At 51.0% G+C, this 12052-nt stretch carries 6 protein-coding genes; all 6 read right to left on the minus strand.

Annotated features, from left to right (window positions below):
• Positions 1-102 precede the first annotated feature (102 nt).
• Positions 103-3255 (minus strand): cellulase family glycosylhydrolase, encoded by a 3153-nt coding sequence (locus ACZF99_RS18955; RefSeq protein ID WP_483606622.1) that lies wholly within the window; start codon positions 3253-3255, stop codon positions 103-105.
• A 4-nt stretch (positions 3256-3259) separates the two neighbouring features.
• On the minus strand, positions 3260-5569 hold the full coding sequence (locus ACZF99_RS18960) for a glycoside hydrolase family 3 N-terminal domain-containing protein (RefSeq protein WP_483606623.1): 2310 nt from the start codon (positions 5567-5569) through the stop codon (positions 3260-3262).
• 129 nt (positions 5570-5698) lie between these two features.
• Entirely contained in the window at positions 5699-7363 is a 1665-nt protein-coding gene (locus ACZF99_RS18965; RefSeq protein ID WP_483606624.1) for an ABC transporter substrate-binding protein, read from the minus strand.
• A 152-nt stretch (positions 7364-7515) separates the two neighbouring features.
• Positions 7516-8433 (minus strand): carbohydrate ABC transporter permease, encoded by a 918-nt coding sequence (locus ACZF99_RS18970; RefSeq protein WP_483606625.1) that lies wholly within the window; start codon positions 8431-8433, stop codon positions 7516-7518.
• Between the two features lie 15 nt (positions 8434-8448).
• Positions 8449-9429, minus strand: a complete 981-nt coding sequence (locus tag ACZF99_RS18975; RefSeq protein WP_483606626.1) for an ABC transporter permease — start codon at positions 9427-9429, stop codon at positions 8449-8451.
• 254 nt (positions 9430-9683) lie between these two features.
• Complete coding sequence (locus tag ACZF99_RS18980) at positions 9684-11912, minus strand: helix-turn-helix domain-containing protein (RefSeq protein WP_483606627.1); 2229 nt, start codon at positions 11910-11912, stop codon at positions 9684-9686.
• Positions 11913-12052: the final 140 nt, after the last annotated feature.

The following is a 12052-nucleotide window of genomic DNA, read 5'->3' on the forward strand; positions in this document are numbered from 1 at the left end:
CACCGTACCATTTAGAAGCAATCTGGTTAGAGCAACCTCTCCAAAATCACTTCAGGCAGATGATTGATCTTTTATAAGTGGACGATCGCTACGGGTGTTTTTTTAATCAACCGCAGATCCGTTGTCACAAATCTTGACTTCCGTTTCTTCCGGTCGATAAACCGCAAGCAACCGGCCGTCGAGATCTGAAGCGAACATAACGGTTCGCTCTGCCTCAAGACGGAACGCATAACCGATTCCGTTCGACGTATCCCTGATTTGAATCTCTGCATCAACCGCGTATTCAGATACGAAAATGTATAGGATCCCCAACGGGAACGAAAGCTTACGCCCATAAACGCCGCTAAGCTCTCCCCCTTTCAACCATTCCAGTTCCGGACGCACCCCCGCTTCATTCAGCGCCAGGCGATAAAGCGCGACCAGCGGCTCCGTCCGGCTGTTCAATTCCAGGGGGAGCGGACAATAAATCATGTTCCCCGCGCCCAACGGGATCGTACGAACACAAACAGGGCCATCTTTCTTCCAAGACGATGTCTGTTTAAACACCTCCGCGATCCGCTGTTTCGGAAAACTTACGGGAAAATGCTCGTTTTCCAACAGCAGCCCCTCTTCCCTACAAACATTGACAAGCTCTTCCTCCCCCAACATTTCGGCCATTCGGTCCGTAGGCTTCCAATACTCGTCGATCCCGATCGGGCCAGTGAACAACAAGGTGCAGCCCGACCGCTCAGCATACGTCACCAGCCGGCTGAGCGCTTCCCCGTTGAAATTATGCGGGCTCGGAACCATAATCAACTTCGGCGGGAACTTCTCCAATGTATCAAGCTGATATTCCGACAGCGCCCGGAAGGGCTGTTTTATCTCATACGACATGACCCGTGCTAACTGAGTCGTAGCGTCCATGGCGAGTTTCCGGCTGGAGAAATCATTCGAATAAGGGTATACAACGACAGTTTCTTCCGGTTCCCGTTCATGAAATAACCCCGAGATTTCCCCGATGAAGCGGCCAAAATGATAAGACACATCCGCTTCCGGCTTCTCCGTGCCATCGGCACGCACCGCCCCGATATTCGACTCGTTAACATTGTTCATGTAGAAATTTATATTCCAGATCCATTGAACTGCGCCAGCCCCTCCCGTAGCGAACGCATAGGCGTATTTCCGCTCCAAGATGGATCTAAGCTCCTCCTCCGAACGCTTCGCTTTCCCCTCCGGCGTCTCCACATACATAATGCCCGTCTCTTGGATCAAGTTCGGTTTATCCGGCGTTTTTGTGAATACTCCGTCCCAAACAAGATCATCGTTTTGCCACCAGGAATGCACTGAGGTATAATCCACTGCGCTTTCATAGAAGAATGGCGTTGGGCGCTGGCTGGCCAATCCTTCGTCCTGGCCGACCGTAATCAATTGCTTATCCGAAAACACGCGGATGGTGTCCGTCAGCTCTCCGATCCAGCGGTTGTGCATATCCATACTGAACAGCGTGAAATCGAGCAGCACAGCATTCCGCAACGGCTGTACGCCGGTGGTGCTGAACGAAATGTCGCCGGCGCGAGGCGGACGCGCCGCGGAGAAATCCGGCAAATCGTCCGGCGTCATATTCCATCGTTCTTGCAAAAGCCGAATGTCGCCGCCATGGCGTTTCTCCAGCCATTTTGCGTATTCCCGGCGCTCCCATTCGTCGCCGACCGGCTGCGGGCCGTTAAAAATATCGTGGGGATTAAACAACGATGGTTCGTTGATCAAATCCCAATGTACATTCGTCGATAATTTATGCCGCGAGACGATCGCGGCAACAAACCGTTTCTGCGCTTCTACGCTGCGCGGGTCGAGATAGGGATTGACCCCCTCCCACATTTCAGGCGTGAAGGTGAAGAAGGTGAACACCACTTCCAGGTCATGCCGTTTGGCGGTTTGCACGAAAGCATCGATCGCCCGCAGCGCTTCCTCGCTAGGGTGTCCGTCCGCGTACATGATGTGGCGCCAGGCGGTCCAAATCCCGGTGCGGATCAGATTAATTCCCGCCGAGCGGATCTGTTTCATATCCCTATCCCATACTGAGGCATTCGGCAAAAACAGAAACTTTCTCGCCACGTCCGACGCCATATACGTCATGCCCACCACGGGAAACGGCTGCCCGTCACGACTGAAATAGTCACGGTCGCGGCTCAAGTGTGAGCCGGAGGTCAACAACTCGCGGTCATATCCCCAAAACCCCTGACGAAGGAAACGGATTTCTCCATCGGAAGCCTCCGCTTTGCATTCAACCGTGTAGAAGCCGGGGGTTAACTCCACCTCGACGGCGATCCGTTCCGCCGCCCACTCTGTCGAAGCGCAGGCGGAAATTTCTCCGGTCCAAATCGGGCTGCACCGTTCGTTCTCTTCCTTATATACTCGCAGGGAGAATTGCCAATGCCTCTTGTTCTCTACGAACTCTCCGGTCCTCGCCAAGGCTTGAAGCTGAAGGTTCAAAATCGGTCGTTCCCCGGAATAATAACTTGCGTAATTCGGTTTCAGCCACATTTCGGTAACTCCCCGTCCGCAGAACGCGCTCCACCGGACCAGAGCGTCGATGCCGCCACTCTTCCAAAACTCCTCCCGCAGTTCCAGATTGACGAAAATCCACCTCCCCCCCGCAAAGCAACCTTTCGTATGTTCAATCAAAACTGCGGGAGCGGCAATCTCGCGCCCGTTCGCCATCACTCCCTTAAGCAGCGGATAGATATGGGCATCCATCGGTCCGGCGCTGCCGCCTTGGCCGGGTTGATCGTCGGACTTGGTTGGATGAAGAACGAAGCCTACGGTATCCTGAATGGCAAACAGTTCTTGCGCCCCGTCGAACAGCGGAATATCGGCGGAACAGACAAAGCGTTCTACCCGCCGAGCATCAACGGGTAATTGCTCGTGAATATTCAACCGCTGGTGGTACGCGGTCTGCTCCGATTCCACAGTCCAACCGGCCCCGTTATGATATACAGGTAACCGAAAGGTCGCTCCGCCCAAGTGCAACAAGCCCCCGCCTTTTTCCAAAAAAGACAGGATTGACGGCCAGGCCGATTTGGGAAAATAGCTTCCGTGAAGATGAATCAGTACCTTTGCGTCTTTCAGCGCAGCCGGTAACTGTTCTGCGGTGCACACCCGGCCTTTCAAGGATAACTCCTTCTCCGAGAGAGAATCGGGACGAATTCCCGAGTAAGGAAAGTTCCTGTCGTAAAAAATGACAACACCATCGTTTCCGTCTCTTTGTTTGAACATCACATTATTCCCTCCATTCGCCTTCTACTGTGAGCAGTGCCTGCAGGCCTTCTGCCGCATTCGGCCCTATGGTGATCCGAAACTCTCCCGGCTCGACGAGCTTACGCAAATCGGCCCCCAATAGGGACAATTCCTCAAAGCCGACGCAAAAGGTCACCTCGGCCGATTCGCCCGGCTCCAAGTAAATCTTCCGAAAGTCTTTCAACTCTTTCTCCGCCCGGGTAAACGAACTGACCAAATCGGACACGTACAATTGGACCACCTCGTAGCCTGCCCGGGCTCCGCTATTCGTCACTATAACGGAGATCTCGGTACTCTCGTTACTGCCAATCGTCCGGCGGGACAAGCACAGCTTTCCGTAATCAAACGTTGTATAACAAAGACCGTATCCAAACGGATAGCGCGGTTGAGTATCCACCTCCAAATAGCGGCGTCCTCGGGTTCGTTTGCCGTTGTAAAGCAACGGAACCTGGCCCGCATGCTTCGGCAGGGATAAGCTCAAACGTCCGGAAGGATTAGCGTCCCCGAACAAAATGTCGGCAATCGCATGACCTCCTTCCTGTCCGGGGTACCAGACTTCAAGAATGGCCGCCGCGTTCTCGTCGACCCACGGCTCAATGATCGGACGTCCGTTAATATAAACGACGATCAACGGTTTGCCCACACGGCCGATTTCCTGCGCCAGAGCAAGCTGGACGCCGGACAGTCCAAGATCCGCGCGGTCAATTCCTTCACCGCAATCCATATCGCTGATTTGCCCCTCGCGGGCAAGCGACGCCCCGGTACGTTGATCCACGGTTCCCTCTCCGAAATCCCGAGCGCTGGATCCGCCTAATACGAGCACAACCGCGTCAGCGCTGGCGGCAGCCTCAACGGCTGCGGAAAAACCGGCCGTTGACGCGTCGCGAATGCGACAACCCGGGGAAAATAACACCTCGGTCCCCAAGCCCGCAAGTTTGGTCCGGATCCCCTCCAACACCGTTACGCTCTTTCCCGGCGGCTGCGGCGAGGTATAGTCGCCAAGCTGATTGTAGGGGGAGTCGGCATTCGGTCCGATCACGGCGATCCTTTGGATACTGTTGCGCTGAAGCGGGAGTATTCCCCCCTCGTTTTTGAGCAACACCGTTCCCTGTATGGCCGCTTCTTTAGCCAATTCCCGATGATTCGCATTGTTTATGAAGACTTCCGCTCGTACGGGGTCGGCATAGGGCTGCTCAAACAATCCCAAGCGAAATTTGGCCTCTAGCACCCTTATCACCGCTTGATCCAGTTCCTCCATACTCACCTTGCCCCGCTCGATTGCTTTACGCAAGCTTGTTCCGTACATATAACCCGACATTTCCATGTCTACTCCTGCTTTCAAGGCCATTGCGACCGCTTCCTCCCCGGAAGCGGCGATGTTGTGCCCTTCCGCAAGCATATCGATTGCGCCGCAGTCCGTAATGACGAAGCCGTCAAATCCCCATTGCCGACGCAATACTTCTTCCAATAGATAACGGTTCGCGGTGCAAGGGATACCATCGATTTCGTTATAAGCCGGCATAACCGATAAGGCTCCAGCCCGAACCGCTTGCCGAAACGGGAATAAATCAATCTCATGAAGCTCGCGCAGCCCGATATGGACCGGCGCTCCGTTACGTCCCCCTTCGCTGCTCCCGTAAGCGGCATAGTGCTTCAAGGTAACCCCGATGCTGTTCGGAGAATCCAGCCGCCGTCCCTGCATCCCTCGGACTACAGCCTCGCCCATTCTTCCGACGAGATACGGATCCTCGCCGAAGCATTCCTCCGTTCTTCCCCAGCGCGGATCCCTCACGACGTCCAGCACGGGCGAGTAGGTGACCGCCCCGCCTTGAGCGCGCGTTTCGAGCGCGATGGCTTGTCCTATCTCCTCCAGTAACGCCGGGTTCCAACTGCTGCCGATGGAGAGCGGCACCGGGAATACGGTCGCTCCGATCGCCATATGGCCGTGCGAGCATTCCTCGCCGAAGAGAATCGGAATTCCCAGGCGGGTGCCTTCTACGGCCATACGCTGCAGCAGATTGATCGCTTCGGCGCCTTCGCGCGGAGAAAAGCCCGTCTGCAGCGTAATGCCCGACCAGGGATCAGCGCGCAACGTCCCGTAAAGAGAGCCGATTCCGCCTTTCAACAGCGTTTCCTGGAACTGCTCGGTCGGCGCCGGTTTACCGTCCTTTCGCTCCACCGCCTTCCAGCCGAAAAGCTGACGCAACTGACCGATCTTCTCATCAAGATCCATCTCCGATAAGAGCAATCGAGCCCTGTTATCGCATGAGAGCCCTGCATCTTTGTATGTCATGATACTTTTCACCCCTCAAAAGATCCATCTGTAACAGCAGATTTCTTCACCCATAAAAATGGCCCTCGCACCGGGCAACTGACGGCGCAAGGGCCTTAACCATAGGTTCAGATCGTCCCAGCCGAGAAACTACCGGTCCAGGGCCTTCTGATATATTTCGATATACCGTTTCAACTGCAGACCCTCAAATCCGCTGACGTAACTGTCCCAATCCTTTTCAATATCTTTGCTGCCCGTAATGAATTGGGCCATGTTCGAATTTACGTAATCGGAAATCGTCGTCTTCAACTGCGCCGCTTCGTCGGAATCCTCCGCAGCGATGAAAGTCCCCTGCGGATAAGCGGAAGTTGTCGCGTACGGCTCATATTTTTCCTTCGTTTCTTTATACAGACGAATGCCGTATCCGCCTTGAACCAGCGGGTCTTGCGGCGCCGTCCATGAAGCCAAGTATTCCTTCGTTCTCAGGGAAGGACCGATCTGCTCCCAGGAGATGTTATGCGTATTGGTGTAAGTAAATGGAACATCGGTGTATTTTGACTGTTGACCGTTAAAATCGAGCTCGCCGGATTCGGCTTTACGCCAGCGCTCTCCTTCGGGTCCTTTCTCTTGCAGCAGAATGGATTCTTCCGTGAACAGAAAGTCAACAAGGCGCATCGCGGCAATTTGCTGTTCCTTCGTCGCCTTATTTGTAAGTGCAAATTGTCCATTGGCGATCCCGTTGACAACTCCGGCCTGCTGCACCCCATTCGGCCCTTTCAACGGAGGCACGGCAACATAATCCTTGTGTCGAGGGTGGGCGTCATCCGGAGATAATGCGAAGCTGATCAGCATCGTTGTAATGGAACCCATAATATTGTCGGGCTCACGGTTGGCCAACTGGTTGACGGCATCTTCATTTTGCGTAAACGCCCCCTGGTCGATCAGCCCTTCCGCGTAGAGCTTCTTCATATACAACAATCCCTCTTTCCACGCTTCTTGGTTGGCGGCGAAATCTACGGTACCGTTATCCACCGTCAGGTAAGTATCGGCATCATTGTAGATGAAGGCATTCATCAAATATCCGTCAAAATTCCCTTTGTCGATAGCGGATTTAACCGTACCCGTTAACGGAATTTCATCGGCTTTGCCGTTCCCGTTCGGGTCCTGCTCCTTAAACGCCTTCAGCACGGTATAAAGCTCATCCGTCGTTGTCGGCACATCCAGTCCCAACTTATCGAGCCAGGCCTTGTTGATCCAGTACTTCTGCGGATAAGTACAATGGAAACACTCATTTACCATTGGAATGGAATAAATGTTGCCATCCGGCGCTGTCATCGAGGGTTTCAAATAATCAATACTCTCCATAGCCGCTTTAACGTTTGGCGCATATTGATCGATCAAATCGTTGAGCGGCAGGAACACGCCCTGGGCCCCGTACCGCATCTGTTCGTCTTTAGATAGATTGCCGTGCAGGATCACTTCGGGATAATCTCCGCTGGCCAACATCAGTTGCTTACGCTCATTCAGCGCATCTTCGGCTGCAAGATCCCAATCAATATGAATGTTTGTTTTCTCCTCCAGCCATTGGGTGTAAAGATTCGTTTCCATATTTTCAATCGTCGGTTTTTGCGGCGCAAACATTTTAAGCGTCATTTTCTCATTCACGATGGGAAGCTCGCCTACCGGGTTAATGGTCACTCCGGCACTATCCTCGGCTCCACCTTTGTCCGCCGCGTTCTTTCCGCCGGAGCAAGCTGACAAGATCAACGTCAACGCAACAAATAACAGCAAGCTCTGGGATAATCGTTTTTTCATTTTTTTCTCCTCCTTACACATTATGGAGTTTCTTGCGATGGATCATATAACTGTCCTCTGTCCACACCGGCAGGTCGGACGCCCCAATCGGCAGCCGGACCTCTCGACATTCCCCCTTTCCGCGCAAGCGTTCGTTCACTGCCCCGCAAGGGTCACCCCTTCAGCGAACCGATCATGACTCCCTTTACGAAATGCTTCTGGACAAACGGATAGATCAGCAATACCGGAACGCTCGCCACCACAATCAGCGCGTACTTGAGCTGATCCTTCAGCCCTGATTGTGCAGTCAGCATATCCACGTTGGAAAGCATTGCAGGATCTATTGTATTGGTGATCAGAATGTTCCGAAGAACAATCTGCAGGGGGAACAACGACTTGTCTTTCAAAAAGATCATTGCGTCAAAATAGGCATTCCAATGACCCACGGCGTACATCAGCGTCATTACGGCGATAATCGGCTTCGACAGCGGCAACACAATGCTGAAGATAAAACGCCAATCGCTGCTTCCGTCCAGTTCCGCCGCCTCGTTGAGTTCCTCGGGTATTGTAGATTGAAAAAACGTCCTCGCCACAATCACTTGAAAAACGGCGAGAGCCGTCGGTAAAATGAGCGCCCATCTAGTGTCCAGCAGTTGCAGGTCCTTCACAACCAAATAATAAGGAATAAGCCCTCCGTCAAACAGCATCGTAACCATGAGCAGCCCCATAACGAATCCACGGCCAGCAAGCGTGCGACGGGACAGCGGATAACCAATCATAATAGTCAAAACGACGTTCAGAGTCGTTCCCACACATGTATAGAAAAGGGAATTCAGAAAACCGGTAATGATATCCCCATTTCGAAAAACCGCTTTGTACCCTTCCAGAGAGAACTCGACCGGAAACAAGAAAACCCGTCCCGAAATCACCGCTTGCGGGGAGCTGAAAGAAGAACTAACGATATTCATCAAAGGAAACAGTACGATGATTAAAACGATCACCAAAAAAGCATATATACCTCCTAGAAACAAGCGATCTCCCATAGATTCGCGCAATTTCCCGTCAGGCGACTTCGTGCGAACCGATGCCATAATACATTCCCCTTTCTACCACAGGCTGGTTTTGGCCAGCTTTCGCGAAGCATAGTTGACAATCAGCAGCAAAATAAGATTAATCATGGAATTAAACAACCCTACCGCTGCTGAGAAACTGAAATTGGCGCCGATCAAACCAACCTTGTACACATAGGTGGAAATCACCTCGGAGCTCATCACGTTGAGCGGATTTTGCATCAGAAATATTTTTTCAAAACCGATCTTCATCATATTTCCGACATTCAAAATAAGCAGTACGACTGTAATCGGTAGGATACCAGGCAGGTCAATATGCCAAATCTTCCGCAATCTTGAAGCACCATCCACTTTAGCCGCTTCGTATAAATCGGGATTAATACCCGCCAGCGCAGCGATATAAATAATTGCTGAGTAACCCGTAAGCTGCCAGGTCTCCGATAAAACGTACACGGTTTTAAACAATCTCGGCACACCCATAAAGTTGATCGATTCAAAACCCAGCTTATTCAGCAAAAGGTTTATGACGCCGAAATTCGGGTTCAGCGCCACAATAAGAATGGAAACCATAATAACCGTCGAGATAAAATAAGGAGCATAAGTAACCATCTGAACTGTTTTCTTAAACCAGCGACTTCGAACCTCATTAAGCGCAAGAGCCAAAATAATCGGGGCAGGAAAATTAATCAGCAGATTGTATAGGCTAATTCCCAAAGTGTTGAATATATAGATCCAGAAATTCGGAAGATTGAAGAAACGAACAAAATGGTCAAGCCCTACCCAATCACTGCCCCAGATTCCTTTGACGACGTTGTAATTTTTAAAAGCGATCTGGGCCCCTGCCATGGGGACATATTTAAAGATGATCAAATACAGCACCGGTGGGATCAGCAAAAGATATAATTGCCAATGCTTGCGCAAGCTTTTAGCCACTCCTCCTCTTCTTTTGCTTCTCCTTCCGACGCCCCCTTCCCGCACCTGCAGCAGCTTATCTGCTCCGGCTCTGCCTGCCGCCATGATACTCTCCACCTTTCTCAAGAACTTCGTAAGCGTCCGGCTTAGGCCTGTGCTTCACTACTCCAATGATAAGTTTCCTGCCACCTGTCATACAATCTGCAACTTTCTACAGCTTAACCATTTTCGAGAAAACGCTTTCTACGGGCGTTTAAGGTTTATGTGTAAAAAAAGAGGCCATCGCTTGATAGGAATTTGTTATATCCTATCTATGCGAATGGCCTTTAGCAAGGCAAACTATTCTTTTTTCGAACGGACTAAGCCCTTTTTCGCTCCCCTTTGCGATATTCACCCGGTGATATGCCATACACCCGACGGAATACTCTCGTGAAGGAATTGGCGCTGATGTAGCCGACCTGCTCGCTAATAGCAAGGATAGGCATGTCCGTTGTTTCCAGTACGGTTTTGGCTGCATCCATACGGAGCCGGATTAAGAAGTCGACAAATTTTTCACCGAATTCTTCTTTAAACAGCTTGCTCAGATACTTGGGGTTAATATCAAACAAATCGCTCAAATAATCCAGAGACAGGTCGGGATTATCGAAATGCTTCTCAATATAGGTCCGAACCTCCAGCATGAGCTTATGGTAGTTACGCGAGTCGCGAAGCGCATGCATCCGCTTGGAAAGTTGGCCTAGAGCCCGAAAAAAGTCTTCCTCCACCCGATCAATCGTATCAAAATCAAGCAGTGCGGCCTGCATTTCCGGCAGCGTCCGACTCTGCCATTCACCGCGAATTTCCTGCGGCAGCATTCCCGTTTCTCGATCCAACTGGTACAGAAGGAAATGAATTAAGCTAGTCAGCTCGTCCTTGCGCAACATCGTTCTCCGTATCCGTCCGAACAGTTCTTTCAATTGTTGCTCCCATGAACTATCGGCTAATCGGAATTCACCGATAATTTGGCGGATCTCCTTCAGGTGCTCAAACAATTCTCCTACCGTATCCTTGATCTCGCCATAAAGAATGACACGATTTACCCCGGTGGACGCTTTAAATTGGAGGGCATCCAGACATTCTCTATAGGCTCTGCGGACTTCCTCCGGGATAGCCACCGGTTCGCTAAGGCCAAATGTCACAGTAAAGCCGTTGCTCTTCGCGATGTCGACACGCCAGCGATCAAAGACGGAGAAAACATGTTTTTCATCCAGCGTCTCCGCTTCCGGAAAGCACAAAATACCACCAAGTTTCCGGTCCTCCAACCACCCGCACCAAATCTCATAGCCTGCCTTTTCAGCTAGTTCGACTACCTTCTCCTCAAGTTCGGCTTTCCAGTTGACGAGCCCCTCTGCCGCCTGTACCTTCACAGCTTCTCCGTACCCGTCGACCTCAAGTATAAACACCAAAGAAGGGCGGAAAGAAGGCGGCATTCCGATCAAGCGCAATTCCTGCTCCCAGACGGGGAGAACCCCGCTTCCCTTCAACAGCTTCTCGAAAACATGCTTTTTCCGGATAGCCTGAAATTCTCTTTGCTCCTGCAAATAGAGATCGTTTTGCTCCACAATTCGGCCGATTGTCTCGCCGATAAAATTGAACTCATTAGGATAAGTGGATATTTTATCGGATTCCGTCCCTGCGTATACCTGAATTTGGCTCACAAGCCGTTCGAGCGGCTTATACGCTCTTCTGGTAACGATAACGATCCACAAAATACCGACGAAGACCGCAATCCCCCCTAACATCGCCCAAACTCCGCTCATTGATTGCAGCAGCTGGACGGCACTATTCCGAATTAAACCGCTTTCAATTGTCCAGCCTGTATAATCCGAGGAAAGACGGGTTAAAACATCGCTTCCTTTCATACTTGCCGAATCGCTTTGTTGGTTATCCAACAAGTCCTTCCCGTTCTTATCCAGAATTCGAACAAAGCTAACCTCGCTATCGTACATCTCCTTTACCTGACGCGATAGTTTTTCCTTGTCCACATTAATGACGATAATTCCTTTGCTGCCGGAGTAAAAAGGCATCGGCCGGGCAAGTGTCACCACACTGCGTTTCGCCTGAAAGGAAAATTCGTTAAATTCCCGTATGCCCGACCATTCGGACGGGCGGCCGTTGGCGAAATAACTTCGGATAAAATCCCGGTCTCTGAAGCTTTCCATATTGCTCGACGTACTCAAACTTAATACAAAGCCGTCGCTTAAACGTACAAGATAGATGGAATCGATATCGGGAAAGCTGATTTTTAAATCCTGCATCGCTTTGACGGCTTCCATATACACATAAATTTGGGATGTATCTTTTTCCTGCAGAAAGGCTTGAAAGCTATCATTTACCATCGATTCACGAAGAATCCGATGATCGATATTCTTCAAGGTCTGCTCTGTATACCGAAGCGCTTGTCCGGCTAGCGATTCATTGCTTTTGAGCGACTCTCTCCGGCTTTGCTCGCTTAACGTCTGATAAAATATAAACACTAGGAAAGACACTACGACAAAGAACACCGGCGTGTAAGCCAGCAGCATTCTGCGAAACCAGTTATATCCCATTGCCGTCCCCCTCTGTTCAATCTTCCTCTTTGTTGATTATTGCAAAGTGCCGCCTCTTCTCTCTTAATTCTTATCAATTCGGGCAACTTTTTGTGTTTTTTTATCATACCACTTTTCTTCGAAATAACCGCGAATTTTTG

Source organism: Paenibacillus sp. JL3B1040 (assembly GCF_057063165.1).

What these genes read in the sequence shown, in the direction of transcription:
- ACZF99_RS18955 (WP_483606622.1), bottom strand. Translation starts at nt 3,255, where the DNA reads ATGTTCAAACAAAGAGACGGAAACGATGGTGTTGTCATTTTTTACGAC.
- ACZF99_RS18960 (WP_483606623.1), bottom strand. Translation starts at nt 5,569, where the DNA reads ATGACATACAAAGATGCAGGGCTCTCATGCGATAACAGGGCTCGATTG.
- ACZF99_RS18965 (WP_483606624.1), bottom strand. Translation starts at nt 7,363, where the DNA reads ATGAAAAAACGATTATCCCAGAGCTTGCTGTTATTTGTTGCGTTGACG.
- ACZF99_RS18970 (WP_483606625.1), bottom strand. Translation starts at nt 8,433, where the DNA reads ATGGCATCGGTTCGCACGAAGTCGCCTGACGGGAAATTGCGCGAATCT.
- ACZF99_RS18975 (WP_483606626.1), bottom strand. Translation starts at nt 9,429, where the DNA reads ATGGCGGCAGGCAGAGCCGGAGCAGATAAGCTGCTGCAGGTGCGGGAA.
- ACZF99_RS18980 (WP_483606627.1), bottom strand. Translation starts at nt 11,912, where the DNA reads ATGGGATATAACTGGTTTCGCAGAATGCTGCTGGCTTACACGCCGGTG.